Genomic DNA, 22,671 nt, shown 5'->3' with positions numbered 1-22,671 from the left:
AATGACCGCCCAAGACTTCGCGCAACGCTCCACCGTCGACGAGCTGATGGACACCGAGGCGGTGTCGTTCGAGGACTTCCGCGCTTGCCTGGTGGACCTGGCTGCGGTCAATCGCCTCACGCTCGCGTACCGGCCCACCATCGCCTACCTCGACGCGCTCACGGTGAACCAGCGGCCGAGCGGCAGGCGGCTTCGCATCTTGGACGTGGGCAGCGGCTACGGCGACATGCTGCGGCAGGTCGCGAAGTGGGCGCGGAAGCGAGGCATCCCCGTGGAGCTCACGGGGGTGGACATGAACCCCTGGTCGCGCCGCGCCGCCGTCGAGGCCACGGACCCGGCACTGGACATCCGCTGGGTCACGGCCGACGCGTTCGAGTACGCGCGAGAGGCCGACGTCGACGTCATCTTGAGCTCGCTCTTCACCCACCACCTCTCGGATGGCGCGCTCGTGCGCTTTCTGGTGTTCATGGAGGACTGCGCGCGGGTCGGGTGGTTCGTGAACGACCTGCACCGTCACCGCGTGCCCTACGCGTTCTTCCGCTTGTGGTCGGACCTCGCGGGGTATCACCGCTTCGTCCAGCACGACGGCCCCGTGTCCATCGCGCGGGCCTTCTCGCGTGCTGACTGGGAGCGCTTTCTGCTCGAAGCCGGCGTGCCCAGCGGGGCCGTGAAGATTGCCTGGCAGGTGCCGTTCCGGCTCACGCTCGCGAGGTATCGATGACACCGATGCTCGACGCGCTGGTGGTGGGCGCGGGGCCTGCGGGCTCCCACGTGGCGATCCAGCTCGCTCGCGCGGGGCGCGATGTGGTGCTGGTCGAGCGCGAGAAGCAGCCGGTCGACAAGGTGTGCGGGGAGTTCCTCTCCCACGAAGCCGTGCACTATCTCGCGGCCTGCGGCGTGGACCTCGATGCCCTCGGGGCGGTGCCCATCACCGCGGTGCGGTTCATCGAGCGGAGCGTCCAAGCGGAGATCGCGCTGCCCTTCGAGGCGCGCAGCCTCTCCCGCCGGTTACTGGACGAAGCGATGCTGGCGCGCGCAACGGAGGAAGGGGTGCAGGTGCTCCGTGGGCGCCGCGTCAACGCCTTGGGCCCCACGACGTCCGGCTTCACCGCGCGCCTGGCGGACGCGACCCATCTCGAGAGCCAAGCCGCGTTCCTCGCCACCGGGAAGCATGATCTGCGCGGCCACGCTCGCACGGGCGGGCTGCAGAACGACCTCGTCGCGTTCAAGATGCACTACGTGTTGGCCAAGGCGCAGACGTGCGCCATCGAGCGGCACGTGGAGCTCGTGCTCTTCGACGGCGGCTACGCGGGGTTGCAGCCCATCGAGCACGGGTACGCCAACCTCTGTCTGGTGGTCCGACGCAGCCGCTTCGAGAGCCTCGGCTACCGCTTCGAGAGGCTCCTCACCACCATGCTCGCCGAGTCACCGCACCTCCGCCGGCGCCTCGAGTACGCGGAGGCGTGCTGGGAGAAGCCACTGGCGCTCTCGTCGATTCCCTACGGATACGTCCAGCGGTACTCGGATGGTGTGTTCCAGCTCGGCGACCAAGCGGCCGTGATCCCCTCCTTCGCGGGAGACGGCATCGCCATCGCGCTGCACAGCGCGCGGCTCGCCGCCGAGACTTTCTTGGCGGGGGGTAGCGCCACCGCGTTCCAGCAGCGGCTCGCACGCGACGTCGGGCCGCAGGTGATGCTGGCCACCGCCCTTTCGCAGGCGCTCGTTCGTTCCCCCACGCAGCGTGGCCTCGCGCTCCTGGCCCGCCGGTTCCCCGCGATCATCTCGTCCGTAGCGTTCCGCACCCGCATCCCAGCCTCGGCCCTGCGGCGCAACGGCATGCTCGAGGCGAGCGCATGACGCCGTTCGACCCCGACCGCCTGGATCTGCGGGACCCCGGGCTCATTCGCAGCGCGCTCCCCGCGGTCGAGCGCTTCAACCGCAGCTACCTGCAGCTCCGGCGCGACGGCCTCGAGCACGTCCCGAGCGGCCCGGCGCTCTACGTGTCGAATCACAACGGTGGCATCACCGGTCCGGACCTCCTGTGCACGCTGGGCACGCTGCTGCACGTGCGCGGTGCCGATGCGCCGCTCTACGCGCTGGCCCACGACTTCGTGATGCGCCACGTGCCCCAAGCGGGTCGCCTCCTACAGCGCTTCGGCGCGCTGCGAGCGTGTCCGTCGAACGCGCTGCGGGCGCTCGCGCAGGGAGGCCAGGTGCTGGTCTACCCGGGCGGCGACCTCGAGGCGTACCGGCACAGCCGCGAGCGTGACCGCATCGTGCTGGGCGAGCGCACCGGGTTCGTGCGCGTGGCGCGCGAGGCGGGCGTTCCCATCGTGCCCATCGTGGTGCACGGCGCCCATCGCTCCGCCTACATCTTCAACGATGGTCGCGCCATCGCACGCCGCCTCCAGCTGGCGCGCTGGGGGCGACTCGAGCGCTTTCCGCTGGCGCTGGCCCTCCCCTGGGGCCTCGCGGTGGGTCCGTGGACGCCCTACTTGCCACTGCCCTTTCCGATCCGGCTGCGGGTGCTCCCTCCGATCCGTGTGGGAGCCGACGATGACGCGACGGCGGTGCGTGAGCACGTTCGCGCGCGCATGCAGACCACGCTCGACGCCCTCGCTGCAGGAGCCTGATGGACCTGCTCCTCTCCGACGGCGCGCGGCTCGCCTACCAGGTGCGGGGGAGTGGTCCCTCGATTCTCCTCTTCAGCCCGCTCGGGGGGTCGCTGGTCTCTTGGGACGCGTTCGCCGCGATCCTGTCTCAGAGTCTGCGCGTGATCACCTTCGACCCTCGCGGCGCCGGCGACTCGAGTGACGCACCCTGGGCGTGGACAACGCGTCGGTGCGCGGCCGACGCGCGAGCGCTGCTGGACCACCTGGACGTCCCGCGCTGCCATGTCTACGGGATCTCCATGGGTGGCATGGCCGCGCAGTGGCTCGCCATCGACGAGGCGGCGCGCGTGGACAAGCTGGTGCTCGCCTCGACGGTCCCGTACGGCCTCGAGTTTCGCTACCAGGCGCTCGGCCGCGCGCTCTCGCTCGCGCTGTGCCTCACCAAGAACGCCACGGACGTGGATGCCTGCCTCGCGACGCGGGTGCTGTCTCACGCCTTCCGGGCGGAGCATCCCGACGAGGTGGACCGCATCCGAACGCTCGCGCGCGTGCGTCCCACCACGCGCGCCAACATCGCGCGCATGCTGGTGGCGGCGGCCCGTCACGATGCGCGCAGCTCGCTGGCGCGCATCGCCGCGCCAACGCTGGTGCTCGTGGGCGCGCGTGATCCGTTGCCGACCGGCGCCTCCCAGGCGGAGCTGCTGACCACCATCCCCAACGTCCGAAGAGCGGTGATCGCCGAGGCCGGTCACGACCTCTCGGCGGAGTCGCCAATCCGCACGGCAGAGCACGTGCTCGCTTTCCTCAATGAGTGAGACAATCCAACCCATGACACTTTCATTCTCGTTCATCGACGACGGCGACGCGCAGGCCGTGCCGGTCGTCTTTCTGCACGCCTTTCCCTACCACTCGGGCATGTGGGAGGCGCAGCGGGAGGGGCTGAAGGGGCACGCACGCTTCATCGCGTTCGACGTGCAGGGCGCGGGCACCCGGAGCCAGGACGGCACCGCCTACATGCTGGAGCACGTGGTGGACGACTGGCTCGCGCTGCTGGACCACCTCGAGATCGAGACGTGTGTGCTCGCGGGCCTCTCGATGGGCGGCTACGTGGCGCTGCGCGCGGTGGCGCGTGCTCCCGAGCGCGTGCGTGGGCTGATCCTCGCCAACACCCAAGCGGGGGCGGACTCGGACACCGCGAAGCTCGGGCGCGCGGAGGGCCTGCGCGTGCTGCGGCGTGGTGGTGCCGCGGCGTTCGTTGCGGCGCAGATCGCAAAGCAGCTCTCACCCCACACGCAGGCCACGCTGCCCGCGCTGTCGAAGCAGCTGTTGTCGCTCGCGAGCGGTGCCACCGAAGGCGGTGTGGCGGCGAGCCTGGTGGCCATCGCCACGCGCAGCGATCACACCGCCAGCTTGCGGGACATCGCGGTGCCCACGCTGCTGATCGCGGGCGCCGACGACGTGGTCACGCCGCCCGCGCTGCTGCAGGTGCTGGCAGACCACATTCCGGGAGCCACCCTGCACGTGCTCGCCGGAGCAGGCCACCTCTCCAATCTCGAGGCCGAGGCGGAGTTTACGCGCCTCGTGATCGCGTTCCTGGCGGAGCTGGCGTAGGAGCACGGACAGGGTGCGGTCAGGACGCCGAGGCACCCGAGATGGCCGCCACCAGCGCGCGCGTGACGCGCTCGGCGACACCCGCACCGCCGGCTTCACCCTTGCGTTCGAACGCGCGCAGGTGGCCGTCCAAGTACAGCGACGCCACGCCGTGCACCACCGACCAGGCCAGCAGCGTGATGTCCTCGGTGGACGCGCTGCGCAGCTCGGCCTGCACCGCCTGCGCAGCACGCGGCAGGTGCGCGCCAGCCAGACGAATGGCGTCGGCCAGCTCGGGAGATGCGTCCATGCTGGGCGCGAGCTCACCGAACATCAGGCGGAAGAGCGCGGGTTCGGTCACGGCGAACTCCACGTAGGCCACACCGAGGCACCGCAGCCGCTCGAGGGGTGCCGCGGCGGCCGCGTGCACGTCGGCGGCTCCGAGCGCCGCATGCAGCGCCAAGAACCCGCGCGTGGCCAGCGCGGTGAGCAGCTCGTCCTTGTCCTTGAAGTGCCGGTAGGGCGCGCCCGTGCTGACGCCCGCGCGCCGCGCCGCCTCACGCAGCGAGAGCCCACTCGGCCCCGTCTCGGCCAGCATGCCGGTGGCGGCGTTGAGCAGCGCGTCGCGCAGGTCGCCGTGGTGGTAGCGCTCGGTCATTCGCACTTTCTGTTGCACAGAGCATCAATGTAAGCAATGCTCACGCTTTAAGTATGCGGTGCTTACATGGCGGCGCAGCGAGACGGCAGACAGAGACAGGAGCACGGCATGGTGAAGCGAGCAGTGGTCATCGGTACGGGCGCAGGCGGTCTGACAGCCAGCGTGGCCCTCGCCCAAGAGGGCTTCGAGGTCATCGCGCTCGAGCGTGGGAAGCAGCTGGGCGGGTTCTTGAACCCCTTCGCGCGGCGCCACTATCACTTCGATCCCGGCGTCCACTACGTGGGCCAGGCCGCGCCGGGCCAAGGGCTGCACCGCATCCTGCGCCGCGTGGGCCTGGACGCGTCGGAGCTCTTCTGCCCCATGGATCCAGACGGCTTCGACGTGCTGCGCTTCCCCGACTTCGAGCTGGCCATCCCGGTGGGCCTCGATCGCTTTCGCGACCGCATCGTGGCGCTGTTCCCGGCCGACCAGCGCGAGATCGACGCGTTCATCCAGAAGCTGAGCGCCCTGCACGGGCTCATCAACGGCAGCGGCCGGGACCCACGCAGGCTCATGGGCCTGCCCATCGCGGCGCTCTGGTACCGGCGCACCTTTGGTGAGCTGCTGGCGCAGAGCTTCAGCAACCCGCGCGTGCGCTCCGTCTTCGCGGCGCAGTGCGGCGACTACGGCCTGCCGCCCAGCAAGGCACCCGCCATCTTGGGGGTGGCCGTGTTCCTGCACTTCATCGACGGTTCGTACTTCCCGCGTGGTGGCAGCGGCAGCCTGCGTGACGCGCTGGTAGACCAGGGCAGCGCACACGGTGCGGTCTACCGGCGCCGCGCCGAGGTGGCCCGCATCAACGTGGAGGGGCGCCGCGTGACCGGCGTGACGCTGGCGGATGGCGAGCGCATCGACGCCGAGATCGTGATCTCCGCCGTGGACCCGAAGCTCACCTACGGGAGCTTCCTGCCTTCGTCGGTGCTGCCCAGCAGCATGCGCCGCAAGGTGAAGAAGACCGTGCCGTCGGTGGGCAGCATCTGCCTGTTCCTGGGGCTCGAGCGCGACCTGCGTGACCACGGCATGGGCGCGTTCAACGTGTGGGACTACCCCTCCTGGGACATCGAGGCCGCGTTCGGCCCCGCGCTCGAGGGGCGCCTCTCGGACGACTTCGCGTTCTTCCTGTCGCCCAACTCGCTGAAGGACGACACCGGCACCATGGCCCCCGCGGGCTGCTCCACGCTCGAGGTGGTCACGCTCGCGCCCTTCGCGCCCTTCGCCAAGTGGGCGGACTCGAAGTCCATGAAGCGCCCCGCAGAGTACGAGGCCTTCAAGGACGAGCTGGGCGACAAGCTGCTGGCCTCGGTGGAGCGTCGCTGGCCGGGCCTGGTGGGCGACGTCGCCGTGAAGGACGTGTCCACGCCCGTGACCAACATGCACTTCGCCGGCGCGGTGGACGGCTCCATCTATGGGCCCGCTGCGCTGCCCGAGCAGTTCGCGCTGCACGCCTACAAGCCGAAGGGTCCGCTCGAGGGCCTCTACCACGCGGGCGCAGGCGTGATGGGCCCCGGCGTGGTGCCGTGCCTGGCGAGCGGCGTGGTGGCAGGACGCCTGGCGGCGAAGGAGCACCGCGAGCGCAAGCCCTCTCGCTTCGGGCTGCCGCGGCTGGTCGCGGGCTGAGCCCCCGCACGTGGTACCAATGGAGGCATGGACGAGAAGCAACGCAATCTGGCCGTGCGCATCGTGCAAGCCATCCTGGATCTGGAGCGCCAGCAAGATGCCAACCTCCGCGCGTTGATCACCCCGGGGCTCGAGCAGGACAAGCGGGACTTCGGGCCTGCGCCGGAGGCACCGTCCACCCACCAGGAGCGGGCGAAGGCCACCCTGCTCTTGGCCGCCGAGCAAGTGCTGCGCGACGAGGTGCAGGCCATGCGTCTGTACCGCGACGCCACGGCCGAGGCGCTGTGGGCCGACGACTGGGAGAACGCCGTGTTCGCCTATCGCTCCTGGCGCCGACTGCGACTGCGCACCGAGGCGGGATGACCACAGCCCGTGTCATGCCCAGTTCGCGAACCTGTGCCAGGCCACCAACAACAGCGACCCCGGGCGCACGGGTGACTCCCTCGACGCCGAGGCCCGCTGGATGTGGTTCGATGAGAACGACGAGGACGCCACCAGCGCGTTTCAGTCCAACGGCCAGCCCCGCGGCGACTTCCTGATCTTCCGCCTGCCCATCGACTCGGTCATCATCTTCGAGTGACGGCGCGTCGCTCAAGGAGCGACGAACACACGGCTCAGGAAGTGACGCACGGCGTGCTCGTGGAGCTGCGCGCTCGGTCCTGCCGGGCTCGCCTCGCAGGCGTGCGTGGCCCACGGCAGCGCCAGCAGGTGGTGAGGCACCCGCAGCTCCGTTAGGCGCTGCGCCAGGCGCTCGCTGTGCACCGGCCGCACCAACTCGTCGCGCCCGCCGTGCACCAACAGCGTGGGTGGTGACTCCGCGGTCGCCCAGGCATAGGGCGACGCCTCGCGATACCGCACCGCCAGCTCATCGCTCTCGCTCGGCGCGCCGCCCAGGAACGCGCGCAGCGTGCCGTGCGTGTCCAGCACGCGCGGGTTTGTCGGGTGCGCCCAGCTGTAGGCCAGGTCGGTGGGCGGATAGAGCGCCACCACACCGCGCACGAACGGCGCATGCCAGCGATAGGCGGCCAGCAGCGCGAGGTGACCTCCGGCCGAGCGCCCGTAGAGCACCACGCGCTCGGGGTCGATGCCCAGCTCGGACGCGTGCTCACGCAAGTAGTCCACGGCAGCGCGCACGTCGTCATGGGCCGCCGGGAAGCGGTGGCTGGGAGCCAGGCGGTAGTCGATGGCCGCCACAGCGTAACCCGCCGCTGCCAGCCGCTTCGCCATGGACGGAAGCTGAGTGCGGTCCCCGCTGCGCCAGGAGCCGCCGTGGATGATCAGCACCAGGGGCCGTGGGCCGGCGGCGTCACGGCCCCCGTAGAGGTCGAGGCGCAGCGCACCGCCCTCGGTGGATGTGGCATACGTCAGCGTCTCGCGAGGCACGCTCGGGTCACCGAAGGACAGCAGCTGCGTCCAGCGAAACGGCGCGGCGGCCGGGACGCTGGACTCTCCGAACGCGCGGGAGAGATCCGCGGGCAACGCGCGCGCCACGTCCCCCACGCGGCCGAGCGGGCTCAGCAGCAACACCACCGTGGCCGCACCCACGGCAGCCAGCGCGATGTCCCGCGGCGTGTCCACGCCACCCACGAACGCCGGCAGCGTCAGCAGCGCGAGCAGGTAGCCCGCTTCGGTGGCCGCGACCGTGGCGTAGAAGAGCAGGCCCGTGGGCATGCGGAACACTGCCAGCAGCCCCCACGCCAGCATCAGGAGCACCCACACCATTCGCAGCACCGCGAGCGTTTGCATGGCGCAACGCTACCTCGACTGGTCGCACCGCGGGGTGACGCATCCTGCTCGCGTGCGCCGCTGCGTCTCCCGCCCCTTGGCCCCGCCTCCGCCGCATGGCACGTTCGTTCCCATGAAACATGTGACTCAAAGCATCCGTCGCAGCTCGTTGCGCATCGTCCTGACCGCCGCCGCCCTCGCAACCACCGCGTGCGCGGGGTTCCTATTGCAGCCGACCGAGGCCGAGCCCCACGCCACCGTCGAGATCTTCCACGAGGTGGCGGGCATGACGGGCGACTCGTACGACGCCCGCGTGCTCATCAACGACCGGCTCTACGACACCACCTCGTATCGCGCGAACGAGATCAGCGGCCATCCCGTGCGCCTTCGCCTGCGCCTCGAACAGCAGACCATCACCGTGGGCGCCTCCACCTACCAGGCGGGCACGGGCCCCCAGGCCACCACCGAGGAGCGCCGTGAGGAGTACGCCTGCCAGCGCGAGGAGTGCACCACGGACAGCCCGCCCGTGTGCCGCACGGTGAGCGACACCTGCGTGCGCACCTACAGCGTGCCGCGCATCAGCGGCGGTGAAGCCGGCTCGCGCAGCGCCGAGTGCGTGGCCAGCGTGCAGATCGCGCCAGACGTGCACCGCAACTACGTGATCACCTTCGAGTACACCAGCGAGACGCAGTGCCGCGCAGTCTGCTCGCTGCACACGCCGCGGGCCGACGGAACCTTCGAGCGCACGCCCTGCCCGACCGCGTACTGAAGAACCTGCGGACCCGCAGGCTGCCGTAGGCGCGCCGCCCCTCCCGCGTATTGGGGAGGGCAGGCGCCGCCCACTCTCGGTAGACTGGAGGAAGTGCGCCCTGAGTCCCAGCCTCCGCCCAGCGTGACCCGCGTGGGCATCGTCGACGACGACACCGTCATCGCGCGGGCGCTGGGGGCTGCGGTGAGCGCAGAGCCCGACTTCACGCTGGTGGGGTTGGCCGAGTCGCTGGAGGAAGGGCTGGCGCTGGTGGCGCAGCCCCTCGACGTGCTCTTGGTGGACCTGGGCCTGCCCGACGGAGACGGCCTCGAGCTGCTGCCACGCCTGCGCGCGACACCCCACGGCGAGCGCTGCAAGGTGCTGGTGTTCAGCGTCTTCGGCGACGGCCGCAGCGTGGTACGCGCCATCGAGCAGGGGGCTGACGGCTACGTCCTCAAGGGGGCCGACGGCCGCGAGGCGATTGGCGCCATTCGGGCCGTGCTGGCCGGAGGGGCCCCCATCAGCCCCGCCGTCGCAGGCCACATCCTGTCTCGAGTGCGCGGCGCGGCCCCGCCCCGCCGGCGCGAGTCCAAGCAGCCCGGCACCTTCGCGCTGACGCCGCGCGAGGTCGGCGTCTTGGAGCAGCTGGCCAAGGGGCTCTCGTTCAAGGAGGTGGCCAGCGCCGAGGGCATCTCCTACCACACGGTCACGGACCACGTGAAGGCCATCTACCGCAAGCTCTCGGTGAACTCGCGCGGCGAGGCGGTGTTCGAGGCGCTGCACCACGGCCTCATCGACCTCGGCGAATGATGGACGCCCGTCAGCGCGAGCGGCTCCTCGCGTGGGCCGACCGGTTCCTCCCCGACGAGGGCCCGCACGTGCTCAGCGTGGAGGACGTGCGGCGCGTGCGCCTGGCAGTGGCACAAGCCGCGCTCGGCTTCCTCTCCACGCTGGCCATGTGTGGGCTCTATGCAGCCCTCGGGTCGCCGCTCTCGGCGCTGGCCATCGCGTGCGTGTCCGTGGGGCTCGCGCTGGTGCCCTGGCTGCTGCGGCGCGGCGTGTCGGCCGTCACCGTGGGCAACCTGACCATCGCGCTGGCCTACGGGGCCACGTTGACTGTCGCCTTGCGCTCTGGAGGGCCCGCGTCGCCCGCGGTCGTGTGGAGCTTCCTGCTGCCGCTGGCCGTGTATGCCGTGTCGGGGCGCGCCTCCGCCATGCTGTGGACCGCGCTCGCAGGAGCGCTGCTGGTGGGCCTGCAGCTGGCCTCGCGCGCGGGCGTGGTCTTCGCGCAGGACTTTCAGCCGGGCGCGCTCGTGGTGTTGCGGCTCATTGGGGATGCGGGTGTCTTGGGCGCCACGGTCGCCCTGCTGGTGGCCATCGACAGCGCACGCTCCGCGGCGGTCGAGGCCCAGCGCGCGGCGGAGCTGGCGCTCGACCGGCAGCGCATCCTGGACGACATGCACGACGGCGTGGGGAGTCACGTGCTGGGTCTGCTGGTGCAGTCACGCGCGGGGACGCTGCACGAAGCCGACCTGGTGGCCGGACTCGAGAGCTGCCTCGACGACCTGCGGCTGATCGTGGACTCGCTCGACCCGCAGCACGCATCGCTGAGCATGGCGCTCGGGGCGCTGCGCGCGCGTGTGGCGCCGCGCTGCGAGGGGCTGGGTGTGACGCTCACGTGGGACGTGGACCCGGAGCTGACCGAGCGCTTCACGCCGGCCGCCGGCATGCAGGTCATGCGCGCGCTCCAAGAGCTGCTGAACAACGCCCTGCGTCACGCCCAAGCCCAGACGGTGACGGTGCGCATCGCGGCGCGTGCGGGCGGCACCGGCATGGAGGTGGCCGTGCTGGACGATGGCGTGGGCCTCGCGGGTGAAGGCTCGCCCAAGGGCCGTGGCATGAAGAGCCTGCGCACACGCGCGCGCAAGCTGGGTGGTGCGCTGGTCGTTGCGCCCCGCTCGCCCGGGCTGCGCGTGGCCATCGAGCTGCCCGTGCCCCCCACTTCACGGGATGGTGAAGGAGGCCCGCGCGCGCTCTAGTAGGAGCATGCCGTCAGCCGACTCGCGCTTCCTCGCCCCCCTCTGGGACCTCTGCCTCGAGCACATCGGGGTGGACACCCTGGGACACCCGCTCTTCTTCGTCATCGCCGTGATCACCACGGTGCTCGTGGCGGGCGCCGTGTTCTCGTTCGTGGACGTGTTCATCAGCGGGAAGCTGCCGTTCAAGCAGACCGCGCTGTACCTGGCCATCACGTTGCCGGGCTACCTGCTGGTGTTCGTGCTGCTGCGCTACCTGCCCATCGAGTTCCGCTTCGACGTGCCGTTGCTCGCGCCCAGCCTGCTGGAGCTCGCGCGCGACCTGGTCATCTGCATGGTGGTGGGCGACGTGCTCTCCTACTGGTGGCATCGGCTCGAGCACGGCAGCCCCTTCGTGTTCCGCCACGTTCACTACGTGCACCACAACGTGTCGTCACCGCTCACCGTGTGGAGTGGCTTCTACGTGCACCCCGTGGAGTCGTTCTGCGTGTTCATCACGTTCTACATCTACCCGTTCGTGATGCAGGTGCACCCGCTGGTCTTCGTGACCTACGCGGCGCTCAACACGTTCATCACGATGGTGACCCACTGCGGCTACGACATGCGCTTCTACCCGAAGCAGCTGTTCGCGTCCGCACCCATGCACGAGCACCACCACGGGCGGCGTGTGCCCACGAACTTCTCGGTGCTGCTCAACCTGAGCGACCGCCTGTTCGGGACGTACACGCCGTTTCAAGAGCAGCCCGACGCTCAGTCCCAGTCGTAGGAGAAGTCGAGGTAGAGGCCGTTGAGCGTGATCTCGTAATCGCCGGGCGCGCCGCACAGGTCGCAGGTCTCGAGGCCCTGCGCGATGCGCTCCGCGTTGCCCGCGTCGATGTTGGCCTGGGTCACGGTGGCCGAGCCCATGCGGCGTGCGTACGCGATGTTGAGCTCCCACGGGCCTGCGTCGTAGCCGCCGCCCACGGTCATGATGTGGGTGGCCGCAGCGGGCGTGCCGAACGCGGTGGGGAAGCGCGGGTTGCTGGTCTTCCCGTCGTACGAGTAGCCCAGGCGCAGCGGCATGCGCCTGTCCAGGATGCGGTACTCGCCGCCCATGCGCATGGTGATGCCGTTGGTCCAGTCGAAGACCTGCACCAGCTCGATGCCGCCGATGCGGAAGCCGCTGGCGTCGTTCTGCGAGTTGAACGCGTAGATGAAGTCGAACGCCGCGCCGCCCGCGTAGTGGCCTTCGGAGTTGGCGGTGCCGAAGTCGTAGCGCGCACCCAGCTCGAGGCGCGAGGGCAAGACGAAATTCGAAGAGGCCTCGACGTCCCCGAGGGGCAGGCCCAGGGCATACACCGGCCCGGAGCTCTCCACCGTGGTGGTGGTCTTGTGCCGGTAGTTCAGGCCCAGCTGCAGGTTGGGGTGCTGCGGCGGCTGGTACTGGACGCCCAGGCGGAAGCCCAGGAAGTCCATGCCCGACGCGTTGATCTCCAGGTTGGGGCGCTGCGGATCCGCCTGGGGGTTGGGGATGCGGGCGCGCTCCAGCTGCACGTACGTGATGCGGTAGCTCGCGCCGATGCGCAGGCCGATCTCGTCGATGTTGACCGCGATGGCCGGCGTGAACTCGAAGAAGTTGAGCGACGTGCGGTCTACCACGGGGGCGCTGCCCCCAGGCTGGGTGTAGCGGTACTCGCCGCCGGCGGCCGCCACGGGGAACACGCCCACGCCGAGCGTCACGCGCTCGTGCACACGGAACGCCGCGCCCACCAGGAAGGCCGGTGCCACGGTGCGCTCGGACGTGATGTTCTCGGCCCCCACCACGGGAGAAGCCTGGAGGTCACCGACCAGCAGCGACACATCCAAGAGCAGGTGGTAGCGCCCAATCTGGGCCAGGCCCGCCGGGTTGTGGAACAACGCCGAGGCGTCCCCCACGTAGCCCACGGCGGCACCACCCATGCCCATGTGCCGGGACGAGTAGAGCATGGGCGTGTCGTAGCCACCGGCTCGCGCCCCAGCGGGCAGCAGCAGCGCCGCGAGCGCCACCAGCGCAGAGATCAGTCGAGGGCCACGGGACCGAGTCCGAGGGTTGAGCAGCGTCATGCGGTCAGCGTGGCAAACAAGCTGCCCGCATACAAGGACCTACACGACGATGAGGTTTAGGATCTTGCCGGCCACCCAGACCACCTTCTTGATGCCCTTGCCCTCGCACAGCGCGGCGATGGCGGGATCGGCCTTGGCCAGCACCACCGCGTCGTCTTCGCTCACCTCGGCCGGCATGGTCACGCGCGCGCGCACCTTGCCGTTGACCTGCACGGGCACCACCACGCTCTCGGCCACCAGGCGGGCTTCGTCGTGCTCGGGCCAGGGCGCGCGCTGCACGCTGCCCGCGTTGCCGAGCAGCTCCCAGCCCTCTTCCGCGATGTGCGGCGCGAAGGGGTGCAGCAGCTGCGTGAGCGTCTGGACGGCCGCGCGCGGCGGCAACTCGTAGGCGGTCAGGTCGTTCACCAACACCATCATCTGGCTGATGGCCGTGTTGAAGCGCAGGCCCTCGATGTCGTCGGTGACCTTCTTGATGGTCTGGTGCAGCAAGCGCTCGGTGTCGTCGGACGCGCTCACCGTGCTGGCCGCCTCGCTCACGCGGATGGCGAGCGTGAAGTAGCGGTCCAGGAAGCGCCGCACGCCGCCGATGGACGCGCTGTTCCAGGGCTTCACGGCCTCGAGCGGGCCCATGAACATCTCGTAGAGGCGCATGGAGTCGGCGCCGAACTCCTTGGTGATGACGTCCGGGTTCACGACGTTGCCGCGCGACTTGCTCATCTTGTGAGCGCGCGCGTTCACGGCGATCTCGGGCTTGTCGGCGAACACGAAGTTGCCGGACTTGCCCTTCTTGAGATCCTCGAAGGGCACCTTCCGCTCCGCCACCAGCGCCCCGTCCGAGGCGCGCACGAAGCTGCCCGCGTCGGGCCCTTTGCGCACGTCGCTGGACGACACCAACTCGCCGGTTCCGTCTTCGCCCAGGCGGAACGCGGTGTACTCCACCTCGCCCAGGATCATGCCCTGGTGCACCAGCTTGGTGAAGGGCTCGGCCACCGGCACGACGCCCGCGTCGAACAGCACCTTGTGCCAGAAGCGGCTGTAGAGCAGGTGCAGCACCGCGTGCTCGGCGCCGCCCACGTAGAGGTCCACCGGCAGCCAGCGCTTGGCGGCCTCCATGCTGAACGCGGCCTGGTCGTTGTGCGGGTCCACGAAGCGCAGGAAGTACCAGCACGAGCCGGCCCACTGCGGCATGGTGTTGGTCTCGCGCGCGAACCACTGGCCGTCACGCTGGAAGAAGCGCCAGTCGAGGGCGCGGGTGAGCACGCCCTGCGGGTCGTCGCCCGGGCGGTAGTCCTCGAGGTCGGGCAAGCGCAGCGGCAGCTCGCTCTGCTCGAGCGGGATGGGCTGGTCGTAGCGGATGGTGCACGGCGCCCCAGTACGGGGGTCCACACCCGGCTCGATGTCCACGGGGAAGTAGATGGGGATGGGTTCACCCCAGTAGCGCTGCCGCGAGAAGATCCAGTCGCGCAGCTTGTACTCGATGCGCCGCTTGCCCTGCCCCTTCGCCTCGAGGTCGGCGGTGATGCGCTGCTTGAACTCGGCGGTCTCGAGCCCGTTGTAGGCGCCGCTGTTCACGGCCTTGCCGTGCTGGGTCATCGCCGCGTCGAGTGGCGCGGCGGACGGCTCACCCGTCAGGCTGACCACCTCGATGATGGCGATGCCGTGCGCCTTGGCGAACTCGAAGTCGCGCTCGTCGTGGGCGGGCACCGCCATGATCGCGCCCGTGCCGTAGCCGTAGAGCACGTAGTCCGCGATGTAGACCGGCACCTCGGCGCCGTTCACCGGGTTGAGCGCGAAGCCCCCGGTGAAGACGCCGCTCTTGTCCTTGCTCTGCATGCGGTCGCGGTCGCTCTTGTTGCGTGCGGCCGCCACGTAGGCGGTCACGGCAGCGCGCTGCGCGTCCGTGGTGAGCGTGGCCACCAACGGGTGCTCGGGCGCCAGCACCATGAAGGTGGCCCCGAAGAGCGTGTCGGGCCGCGTGGTGAACACGGTCACCGTCTCGTCCGACGAGCCCTGGATGGCGAAGCGCACCTCGGCGCCCTCGGAGCGGCCGATCCACTCGGTCTGCATGGTGCGCGTGCTCGTGGGCCAGTCGAGGTCGGTGAGCCCCTCCAGCAGCTTGTCCGCGTACTGCGTGATCTTCAGCACCCACTGGCGCAGCGGGCGGCGCTCGACCGGGAACCCGCCCACCTCGCTGAGGCCGTCGACCACCTCTTCGTTGGCCAGCACCGTGCCGAGCTGCGGGCACCAGTTCACCGCCACCTCGCTCTGCGCCGCGAGGCCACGCCGGTACAGCTCGAGGAAGATCCACTGCGTCCACTTCACGTAGCCCGGGTCGGTGGAGTTGACCTCGCGCGTCCAGTCGTAGCTGAAGCCCAGCTCCTTGAGCTGCCGCTTGAAGGTGGCGACGTTGGCCTCGGTGGTGGCCGCGGGGTGCGTGCCCGTGCGCACCGCGTGCTGCTCGGCGGGGAGCCCGAACGCGTCCCAGCCCATGGGGTGCAGCACCGCGAAGCCCTGCGCCCGCTTGGCGCGCGCGATGATGTCGGTGGCGGTGTAGCCCTCCGGGTGCCCCACATGCAGGCCCGAGCCCGAGGGGTAGGGGAACATGTCGAGGATGTAGGCCTTCGGGCGCGCGTCGTCGTCGGCCGGCGTGAGGAACGTCTGGTCCTCGTCCCAGAACCGCTGCCACTTGGGCTCGATGCTCGCGGGGTCGTAGCGGCGCTCGCGCGGCGCGTCGGCATCTGGGGAGGCGTGGCCCTCGGTCGGCTCGGTCATGCGCGCGGTTTAGCACAACTACGACTTGCACAAACGGGCGACGGCGACGTCCGCCCTGATGTATCCTCGCGGTGAAGTGACCCGCGCGCACACCCCCTCGAAGCCCACCCTTCAGCGCTCCGCTTGGTTCGGGGCCTGGCTCGCCCTGGGGCTCGTGCTCGCCAGCGCTCCGGCCGTCGAGGCTCAGCGCGGCTCGCGCCCAGCCACGGGCACTCCCGAGAACGCAGACGCCTCACGCCAGGCCCGCGAGCACTTCATTCGGGGGCAGCAACACTTCGACGCTGGCCAGTTCGAGGAGGCAGTGGCCGCGTTCGAGCAAGCTGCTGCGCTCGTCCCCTCCGCGGACCTCTGGTACAACATTGCCCGCGCGCACGAGGAGCTCCGCCACTACGAGCAGGCGGTGGAGTACTACCGGCGCTACCTGCGCGACCGGGTGGACCCGCCGGACCGCGCGCGCATCGAAGAGCACATCACCCGGCTCGAAGCCGAGGCGGAAGCCCGGCGCCTGGCCGAGCACGCGGCGCCCACCACGGGCACGCTCGAGATCCGCGTGGACCAAGCTGGCGCCGACGTGTCGGTGGATGGCACGAGCGTCGGGGTCTCCCCGCTGTCCGTTCCACTGACCCTCGACCCCGGCCTGCATGCGCTCTCGGTGGACCTCGACGGCTACATCCCGTTCCGCAGCGAGGTGCGCCTGAGCGCGGGCCTCGCCGCGCTGGCCACGGTGCAGCTCCAGCCTCTGACCAGCTACCGCAGCGTGCGTGGTCGCCGGCTGTTCACGTGGATCGTGGGCGCGCTCGCCGTGGGCGCGCTGGGCACCAGCCTGGGCCTCGGCATCCGCGCGCAGCGGCTCGAGAACCAGGGCCGCCTGGATGACGCCCGCGACTTCGCCCGTTACAGCGACATCATGCTGGGGTCCGGCATCGTGCTCGGCGTGGGCAGCATCACGCTGTACTTCGTGGAGGGCCGTGCGGTCTCCACCGAGCGCGTGTCGGGCCCGCAGCCGAGCGACTCCGAAGACGAAACGGACTGAGCCGGCGTCGCTTGGCGCTCCGCTCTCAGCGTGCCCCTTCGCTTCAAGGCGCAGCTCAGCGGCAACGAGCGGTGGAGGTCTCGGCGGCGGTCGATGGATGGACGGCAACCGTTGGTCCCTTCATAGAAGCAGAGATTGGCGAAAGTCGTGTATCGCGTTCCGCCGCACGGCGGCGAGCTGCCCCCTTCCGGGATCGCGAGCGCCCCCAGTATGGTCTCGCACTGCGCCGCGGTAGCCGCTGCACAGTGCGCTTCCCAGGACGCGAAGGAACTCACAGGGTCGCTCGGGAACTCCCGGCTGACCAGGCCGTCACAGTCGAGGTCCCAGCTGCCGTTCGGCGCGGGCGCAGCCTCGAAGCTGGAAACGGGGTCGCCCTGGACACAGGTGCCGCAGCGACGGCACGCCCCCATGCCCACACAGGTGGCCATCCCAACGTCGTCGACCCCGCCGGCGCAGTCGTCGTCTCGCCCGTTGCACAGCTCGCTCGCGTCGGGGTTGACCGCGCCGATCCCGTCGTCGCAGTCGCCCGACACGGCCACGAAGTCCGTCGGCGCCGCGCACGCGGAGACCGCACCGGTGTTCGCGCCGAACCCATCGTCGTCCGTGTCGGGGTAGTACAGCGTGGTGACGAACTCGTCGGTCGCCTGGTCGCAGTCGTTGTTCGCCCCATCGCACAGCTCCGTGGCACCGGGGTAGATCGCGACGTCCCCGTCGTTGCAGTCCGTGGACGCCGTGGCGAAGCCGCTCGTCCCTGCGCAGCGCAAGGACGCGGTGTTGGCAGCGCCGAAGCCATCCCCATCCACGTCGGCATACAAGGTCACGAGCGACCCCTCGTCGATCGCGGTGTCGCAGTCTTCGTCGACCCCGTTGCAGACCTCCGTGAGGTTGGGGTGGATGCCCGCGAGCGTGTCGGCGCAGTCCGTCCCGCAGGTCCGAGTCGCGCCCTCATTGCAGCACGCGGCGTCGACGTACCCATCACCGTCGACGTCGGTCGTACCGAACGTCGCGAGATTGCAGTCCTCATCGACATCGTCGGGATCGCAGACCTCGATGGCCCCAGGGTAGCGTGCGTCGTTCGCGTCGTCGCAGTCGCTTCCGCCACAGGCCACGGCGTCATGTCCATCGCCGTCGGCGTCGGGGGTCACGCAGGACACGACCGCGGTGTCCAAGGGCTCCTGAGCATCCGTGGACACCCGGGCATCCACCACACCTGCGTCCTCGTTGCTACTGCCTCCGCACCCGCTAAAAGCGGCCAGCCCGGCCACCAGGACCGCACATCTCAGATTGGTGGATTCTGCCCTCACGTTGCGAAACGCCATGCCGCAGGTTGCACGCACACTGTCGGTTGGCAAGGCGCGGAGGCGACGACTGCGACTGCGACAGGGCCGCCTCGGGGCCTCAGCCCAGCTCGCGCAGCATGCTGCGCTCGAACGCGTCGCCCACCACCACGCAGGCCTCGCGCACCTCGACCTCGCCTCCCACGAGCACCGCCAGCGGGCTGATCTCCACCTCGCGGACGTGCTCACGGAACGCGTGCACGAAGGCCGCGAGGCGCATCAGCACGTCGCCCACTTCGTCCACGACTACGCGGCGATCGGCGTCGTCCGGGTACAGCAGCGCTCGGCCACGCAGGCCATCGAGCACGCGGCCAATGCCCTCGCGACTGCGTGGCAGGAAGGTGCGCACGCCATCGTCGGACGCGAGTCCGTGCGGGTCCGCGAAGGCCAACTCGCAGCGCACCAGCCCCGCGGGCATGGGCACCAGCTTCACGCGGAGCAGCGCGCGCGCCTGGGTGGCGGCGCTGACCGTCACGCCCAGCAGGCGCTCCTCGGGGGCGCGCGTCTTGGCCAGCGCCATGATCTGCCGGAACGCGTCGCGCGTGTGCGTGGCCGAGTCCACCCCGTCCACGGCGAGGTCCGGATGCTCCCAGATGCGCAGGTCGGGGGACGCCAGCGCCACGCGCACTGGAAACCCGATGCGCTGCGCCTCTGCCGCGGCGCGCGATGCGCTGGCGCACAGCTCCTCGATGGGCAGGGGCAGATCGTAGTAGGCGAGCGCGGCCTTGCTGGCCGGGTCCGAGAGCGAACGCGCCGGGCCGAAGATGACGTCCAGCACCGCGGCGGTGTCCACGCCTTCCACAGCGGGCGGGCTCAAGCGCTCGCCGTGCTCGGCTCCGCGGTAGGCGTCGAGCGCTGCGGCGATGTCCCGTGGCTCCCCCGCGCGCGCGAGCTCGCCGGACTCGGTCTCGTAGGCGAGCAGGCCGCCCTCTTGGCGCGTGAAGCGCCCTGCCCCGCGATGACCCGGAGACAGCCGCAGCTGCGCTCGGTCTGCCCGCCCCAGCCCACGCGCCGACGCGAGCCACGGCTTGTGGGTGCGGAACGGGACAAGCGCGGCAGCCGCCAGCGCAGCGCGCACACCCACCACCGCCACGGCACCCAGATCGCGGGCGAGCTGCAGTGTGGAGCTCGGCTCGAGCAACCCGAGGATCACCACGTTGCCCTGGGCCCTCGCGAGGTCGGCCAGGGTCACGACGTCTGCGTCACTCGGGGTGTGAGCCAGGGTCAGAACGCAGGATTCTCCGCGCGCGAGCGCTTCGCGTGCGCTGACCATCACCTCGGGCGGGACCTCGGGCGCGATCGCAAGCCCCAGCGCGGCGGCCACCACGGCAGCGTCCACGGCGAGCTCAGCCTCATCACAGAGCACACGCAGGGCACGCACCATGCGCGAGAGGATACCCGGGAAACACCCCCACACTGCAAATTCGGCGGTAGGGCGGACGCCCAGACGAGCGTTCTGGGGCGTAAACGCAAGCGGGGCGCCGAAGCGCCCCACCGCAGTTCAGCGAACCTGGCTCACTCGCCTGCGGGAGCGGCGGTTTCGGCGCTAAAGCCGCGTTGCTCGGTGACGCCGCCTTCCGGCTCGCCGTCGAACACCCCGGCCCACAAGAGAACGGAGCCGATGATCCCGATGACGCCCACGACGAGGGCACCCTTCACGGGGGAACTAAGGTCTTCCCAAAATGACATGCGATGGCCTCCTGTAAGCCAAAATGGGCCCATAGCCCGTTGGAGATGTCCCAGAATAGACGCCGTTTCGTGATCGGGTCAACCTATTTGTTGGCAGGTCACTGGAAACTTTCACTCTCGGCGCTCAACCACGGACGGCCAGCGCACGCCCCGTGAGCGAGGCGGCGCACTCACGAAGTGCAATGGGAGTCCCCGCAAACACCACCCGCCCTCCGTCTCGCCCGCCCCCCGGTCCCAGGTCCAGCACGTGGTCTGCCGCTGCCAACATGCGCAAGTCGTGCTCGATGACGATTACGCTGTTGCCTGCCTCCACCAGCTCGCGCAGCAGGCCCAGCAGCACGTCCACGTCGTGGAAGTGGAGGCCCGTGGTCGGCTCGTCCAGCACGTAGAGCGTGCGGCCCGTCGAGCGCCGCGCCAGCTCGCGCGCCAGCTTGACCCGCTGGGCCTCGCCGCCGCTGAGTGTGGTGGCGCTGCGGCCCAGGGCCAGGTGCGAGAGCCCGATGCGCCGCATGGTCTCGAGCGCGGGCGCGATCCGCGGGTGCGCCGCGAAGAACTCGGCGGCGGCGCCCACGTCCATGGCAAGCACGTCAGCGAAGCTGAAGCCCCGATAGCGCACCTCGAGGGTCTCGCGGTTGAAGCGCGACCCTGCGCAGACGGAGCAGGTGACCTCGACGTCGGGCAGGAAGTGCATCCCCACGCGCGTCACGCCCTCGCCCGAGCACGCGTCGCAGCGGCCGCCCTTGGTGTTGAAGCTGAAGCGCGCGCTGGCATAGCCGCGGGCCCGTGCCTCGGGGAGCCCTGCGAAGAGGTCGCGCAGCTCACCGAGGATGCCCACGTAGCTGGCCGGACTGGAGCGAGGCGTGCGGCCAATCGGCGACTGATCGATCTGCACCAGCTTGTCGAGGTGGTGCAGCCCGCTGATCTCGGCTTCCACGTGCACCGGGTGTCCGCCGTTGAGCACCTCGCGCGCCTTCGGCACCAGGGTGTGCGTGATGAGCGAGCTCTTGCCGCTGCCCGACACCCCGCTCACACACACCAGGCGCCCGAGGGGGAGGCTCACGTCGAGATCCACGAGATTGTGCAAGCGGGCGTGGCGCAGGCGCAGCTCCCCGGGTGGCGGGCTCTTGTGATGCACCGGGTCTTCGCTGCGCCCAGCAGCCAGCGCTCGACCGGTGGGCGAGAGGGGGTCCGCCAGCAGCTGGGCGAGCGTCCCGGACGAGAGCACACGCCCCCTGCGCGGCCCGCTCCGGGGCCCATGTCCACGATGTGGTCGGCGGCGCGCATGACGGCCTCGTCATGCTCCACCAGCAACACGGTGTTGCCCCGATCGCGCAGCGCGGTGAGCGTCTCGAGCAGGCGGCCCACGTCGCTCGCGTGGAGACCCACCGTGGGCTCGTCCAGCACGTAGAGCACGCCCGCGAGCGACGCCCCAATCTGCGTGGCCAGCCTCACGCGCTGGGCCTCGCCGCCGCTCAGCGTGGCCATGGAGCGCGAGAGCGAGAGGTAGCCGAGCCCCACCTGGTCCAAGAACGCGAGTCGAGCACGCAGCTCGCCGAGGAGACGATCGACGATCACGCGGGCGTGCTCGCCCAGGTCCAGGGTCTCGAGGTGCTCCCGCGCATCGCGCACGCTCATGTCCTGGAGCGTGGCGATCCCCACCCCCGCCACGCGCACGGCACGCGCCTCCGGGCGCAAGCGCGCGCCGCCGCAGTCGGGGCACGGCTGCTCGGTGGCGAAGCGCCCCAGCTCGCGCTCCAGGTACTCGAAGATGCGGTCGGGATCCCCACCCTCGGCCGACTTACGGGACATGTAGTCCCGCGTGCGACGCGCCAGGCTGGGCAGAACGCCCTCATAGCCCGCGCGCTTGGGGCCGGGGGCCACGCCCTCGAGGACAGCTGCGCGCGCCTTGTCGCTCAGCTTCGCGAAGGGCTTGTCGGGGTCCACGCCGCGAAGCTCGGCGATCTGCTCGAGCTGCTCCCGGTGGAGAGCACCGCCTGGCTTCCCCCATGCGGCGATGGCGCCCTCCCGCAGGGACAGCGTGGCATCGGGGACCACCAGCGCGGCATCCCAGTGCTGCACGCGACCGAGCCCATCGCACGTGGGGCACGCTCCGTCGGGGCTGTTGAACGAAAAGAGCTGGGGCGTGAGCGCTGGCACCGACGGATGCCCGTGGGAGCACGTGAGCGCTTCGTGGAAGACGGTGCGCAAGTCGCCCTGCTCCACCTCGACGAAGCCACCGGCCAGCGTGTAGGCCAGCTCCACCGCTTCGTTCACGCGCGCTCGCACGCCGCTCTTCACGACCACACGGTCCACCACCACGGCCAGCTCGCGCGGCGCGCTGGTGCCAGGCGCGCGGGCCGTGTCGCCCAGCTCGCCCAGCTCCGTGAGCGCCCCGTCCAGGCGTACGCGCACGTAGCCCTCTCGGCGCAGCCGCTCGAGCCACGCGGCGAGCTCCGTGTCCGTGCCGCCGCGCAGCACCGGCGCCAGCAGCGTGAGCCGCGTGCCCTCCGGGGCAGCGAGCAGACTGTCCACCACGTTCTGCGCCGTGGACGACGTGAGCGGCTCATCGCAGACCGGGCAGTGCGGTGTCCCGGCGCGCGCGTACAGCACGCGCAGGTGGTCGCTGATCTCCGTGGCCGTGGCGATGGTGGAGCGCGGGTTCCGCCCGGGTGCGCGCTGCGGCACGGACAGCGCAGGCCGCAAACCCTCGATGAGGTCCACGTCCGGCGGGCA

Annotated in this window: 20 protein-coding genes and 2 pseudogenes; 12 read left to right on the top strand and 10 right to left on the bottom strand. The window is 70.4% G+C overall.

Features of this window, described 5'->3' with window-relative positions; all coding sequences use genetic code 11:
- The first annotated feature begins 1 nt into the window (after position 1).
- The 5 genes from IPI43_25140 to IPI43_25120 are packed head-to-tail and all read left to right on the top strand — an operon-like array spanning position 2 to position 4,223.
- Positions 2-721 (top strand): methyltransferase domain-containing protein, encoded by a 720-nt coding sequence (locus tag IPI43_25140; protein ID MBK7777370.1) that lies wholly within the window; start codon positions 2-4, stop codon positions 719-721.
- 5 nt (positions 722-726) lie between these two features.
- Positions 727-1,857, top strand: a complete 1,131-nt coding sequence (locus IPI43_25135; protein ID MBK7777369.1) for an NAD(P)/FAD-dependent oxidoreductase — start codon at positions 727-729, stop codon at positions 1,855-1,857.
- Positions 1,854-2,633, top strand: a complete 780-nt coding sequence (locus IPI43_25130) for an acyltransferase family protein (GenBank protein MBK7777368.1) — start codon at positions 1,854-1,856, stop codon at positions 2,631-2,633. The genes IPI43_25135 and IPI43_25130 overlap by 4 nt, the downstream gene beginning before the upstream one ends.
- A complete protein-coding gene (locus tag IPI43_25125; protein ID MBK7777367.1) occupies positions 2,633-3,427 on the top strand; it encodes an alpha/beta hydrolase in 795 nt (264 codons plus the stop codon). Before IPI43_25130 ends, IPI43_25125 begins: the two co-directional genes overlap by 1 nt.
- Positions 3,428-3,440: 13 nt before the next feature.
- A complete protein-coding gene (locus IPI43_25120; GenBank protein MBK7777366.1) occupies positions 3,441-4,223 on the top strand; it encodes an alpha/beta fold hydrolase in 783 nt (260 codons plus the stop codon).
- Between the two features lie 19 nt (positions 4,224-4,242).
- Here IPI43_25120 and IPI43_25115 read toward each other — a convergent pair whose 3' ends face one another.
- A complete protein-coding gene (locus tag IPI43_25115; protein ID MBK7777365.1) occupies positions 4,243-4,860 on the bottom strand; it encodes a TetR/AcrR family transcriptional regulator in 618 nt (205 codons plus the stop codon).
- Positions 4,861-4,968: 108 nt separating this feature from the next.
- On the opposite strand from IPI43_25115, the gene IPI43_25110 reads away from it, so the two are divergent.
- Both IPI43_25110 and IPI43_25105 read left to right on the top strand, forming a co-directional pair.
- A complete protein-coding gene (locus IPI43_25110; GenBank protein MBK7777364.1) occupies positions 4,969-6,516 on the top strand; it encodes an NAD(P)/FAD-dependent oxidoreductase in 1,548 nt (515 codons plus the stop codon).
- 27 nt (positions 6,517-6,543) lie between these two features.
- Positions 6,544-6,879 carry a hypothetical protein gene (locus tag IPI43_25105; protein MBK7777363.1) on the top strand — a complete coding sequence of 112 codons (336 nt, stop codon included), beginning with the start codon at positions 6,544-6,546 and terminating at the stop codon, positions 6,877-6,879.
- 228 nt (positions 6,880-7,107) lie between these two features.
- Here the strand turns inward: IPI43_25105 and IPI43_25100 are convergent, their stop codons facing one another.
- Positions 7,108-8,262 (bottom strand): alpha/beta hydrolase, encoded by a 1,155-nt coding sequence (locus IPI43_25100; protein MBK7777362.1) that lies wholly within the window; start codon positions 8,260-8,262, stop codon positions 7,108-7,110.
- Between the two features lie 121 nt (positions 8,263-8,383).
- Between IPI43_25100 and IPI43_25095 the strand changes: the two genes are divergently transcribed.
- The 4 genes from IPI43_25095 to IPI43_25080 all read left to right on the top strand — a co-directional run bounded on the left by IPI43_25095 (position 8,384) and on the right by IPI43_25080 (position 11,791).
- Entirely contained in the window at positions 8,384-9,010 is a 627-nt protein-coding gene (locus tag IPI43_25095) for a hypothetical protein (GenBank protein MBK7777361.1), read from the top strand.
- Positions 9,011-9,103: 93 nt separating this feature from the next.
- Positions 9,104-9,799 (top strand): response regulator transcription factor, encoded by a 696-nt coding sequence (locus tag IPI43_25090; protein ID MBK7777360.1) that lies wholly within the window; start codon positions 9,104-9,106, stop codon positions 9,797-9,799.
- On the top strand, positions 9,796-11,028 hold the full coding sequence (locus tag IPI43_25085; protein ID MBK7777359.1) for a hypothetical protein: 1,233 nt from the start codon (positions 9,796-9,798) through the stop codon (positions 11,026-11,028). Before IPI43_25090 ends, IPI43_25085 begins: the two co-directional genes overlap by 4 nt.
- 7 nt (positions 11,029-11,035) lie before the next feature.
- Positions 11,036-11,791: a sterol desaturase family protein gene (locus tag IPI43_25080; protein ID MBK7777358.1), complete on the top strand. Its 756-nt coding sequence runs from the start codon at positions 11,036-11,038 to the stop codon at positions 11,789-11,791.
- Here the strand turns inward: IPI43_25080 and IPI43_25075 are convergent.
- Positions 11,776-13,107, bottom strand: coding sequence for an outer membrane protein transport protein (locus IPI43_25075; protein MBK7777357.1), 1,332 nt, complete (start codon positions 13,105-13,107; stop codon positions 11,776-11,778). The two genes, IPI43_25080 and IPI43_25075, sit on opposite strands and share 16 nt — an antisense overlap.
- A 39-nt stretch (positions 13,108-13,146) precedes the next feature.
- Positions 13,147-15,879 carry a leucine--tRNA ligase gene (locus tag IPI43_25070; protein MBK7777356.1) on the bottom strand — a complete coding sequence of 911 codons (2,733 nt, stop codon included), beginning with the start codon at positions 15,877-15,879 and terminating at the stop codon, positions 13,147-13,149.
- A gap of 76 nt (positions 15,880-15,955) precedes the next feature.
- Here IPI43_25070 and IPI43_25065 point away from each other — a divergent pair, with 76 nt between their 5' ends.
- Positions 15,956-16,912, top strand: coding sequence for a tetratricopeptide repeat protein (locus IPI43_25065; protein MBK7777355.1), 957 nt, complete (start codon positions 15,956-15,958; stop codon positions 16,910-16,912).
- A 632-nt stretch (positions 16,913-17,544) separates the two neighbouring features.
- On the opposite strand, the pseudogene IPI43_25060 reads toward IPI43_25065, so the two are convergent.
- The 6 genes and pseudogenes from IPI43_25060 to IPI43_25035 all read right to left on the bottom strand — a co-directional run.
- Positions 17,545-17,808, bottom strand: a pseudogene (locus IPI43_25060) (putative metal-binding motif-containing protein).
- Positions 17,809-17,922: 114 nt separating this feature from the next.
- Positions 17,923-18,231, bottom strand: a pseudogene (locus IPI43_25055) (putative metal-binding motif-containing protein).
- 79 nt (positions 18,232-18,310) lie between these two features.
- Entirely contained in the window at positions 18,311-19,633 is a 1,323-nt protein-coding gene (locus IPI43_25050; protein MBK7777354.1) for an acetate--CoA ligase family protein, read from the bottom strand.
- A gap of 131 nt (positions 19,634-19,764) precedes the next feature.
- On the bottom strand, positions 19,765-19,908 hold the full coding sequence (locus tag IPI43_25045) for a hypothetical protein (GenBank protein MBK7777353.1): 144 nt from the start codon (positions 19,906-19,908) through the stop codon (positions 19,765-19,767).
- Positions 19,909-20,062: 154 nt separating this feature from the next.
- The gene (locus IPI43_25040) at positions 20,063-20,998 is read right to left on the bottom strand and encodes an ATP-binding cassette domain-containing protein (GenBank protein ID MBK7777352.1); all 936 of its coding nucleotides are present in this window, start codon (positions 20,996-20,998) and stop codon (positions 20,063-20,065) included.
- Positions 20,995-22,671: excinuclease ABC subunit UvrA (locus IPI43_25035; protein ID MBK7777351.1), on the bottom strand; the 1,677-nt coding region annotated here is incomplete at its 5' end. The genes IPI43_25035 and IPI43_25040, both read right to left, overlap by 4 nt.

The organism is Sandaracinaceae bacterium (assembly GCA_016706685.1).
Taxonomy (GTDB): Bacteria; Myxococcota_A; Polyangia; order Polyangiales; family Houyiibacteriaceae; genus JADJJE01.
The sequence above is the reverse complement of the archived record's forward strand: the minus strand, read 5'-3'. Positions and strand labels throughout refer to the sequence as shown.

Bases quoted from the DNA above. Each gene is read 5' to 3' on its own strand.
- IPI43_25085 (MBK7777359.1), top strand. From the start codon at position 9,796: ATGATGGACGCCCGTCAGCGCGAGCGGCTCCTCGCGTGGGCCGACCGG.
- IPI43_25130 (MBK7777368.1), top strand. From the start codon at position 1,854: ATGACGCCGTTCGACCCCGACCGCCTGGATCTGCGGGACCCCGGGCTC.
- IPI43_25100 (MBK7777362.1), bottom strand. From the start codon at position 8,262: ATGCAAACGCTCGCGGTGCTGCGAATGGTGTGGGTGCTCCTGATGCTG.
- IPI43_25050 (MBK7777354.1), bottom strand. From the start codon at position 19,633: ATGGTGCGTGCCCTGCGTGTGCTCTGTGATGAGGCTGAGCTCGCCGTG.
- IPI43_25115 (MBK7777365.1), bottom strand. From the start codon at position 4,860: ATGACCGAGCGCTACCACCACGGCGACCTGCGCGACGCGCTGCTCAAC.
- IPI43_25105 (MBK7777363.1), top strand. From the start codon at position 6,544: ATGGACGAGAAGCAACGCAATCTGGCCGTGCGCATCGTGCAAGCCATC.
- IPI43_25075 (MBK7777357.1), bottom strand. From the start codon at position 13,107: ATGACGCTGCTCAACCCTCGGACTCGGTCCCGTGGCCCTCGACTGATC.
- IPI43_25135 (MBK7777369.1), top strand. From the start codon at position 727: ATGCTCGACGCGCTGGTGGTGGGCGCGGGGCCTGCGGGCTCCCACGTG.
- IPI43_25125 (MBK7777367.1), top strand. From the start codon at position 2,633: ATGGACCTGCTCCTCTCCGACGGCGCGCGGCTCGCCTACCAGGTGCGG.
- IPI43_25110 (MBK7777364.1), top strand. From the start codon at position 4,969: ATGGTGAAGCGAGCAGTGGTCATCGGTACGGGCGCAGGCGGTCTGACA.
- IPI43_25070 (MBK7777356.1), bottom strand. From the start codon at position 15,879: ATGACCGAGCCGACCGAGGGCCACGCCTCCCCAGATGCCGACGCGCCG.
- IPI43_25080 (MBK7777358.1), top strand. From the start codon at position 11,036: ATGCCGTCAGCCGACTCGCGCTTCCTCGCCCCCCTCTGGGACCTCTGC.
- IPI43_25140 (MBK7777370.1), top strand. From the start codon at position 2: ATGACCGCCCAAGACTTCGCGCAACGCTCCACCGTCGACGAGCTGATG.
- IPI43_25120 (MBK7777366.1), top strand. From the start codon at position 3,441: ATGACACTTTCATTCTCGTTCATCGACGACGGCGACGCGCAGGCCGTG.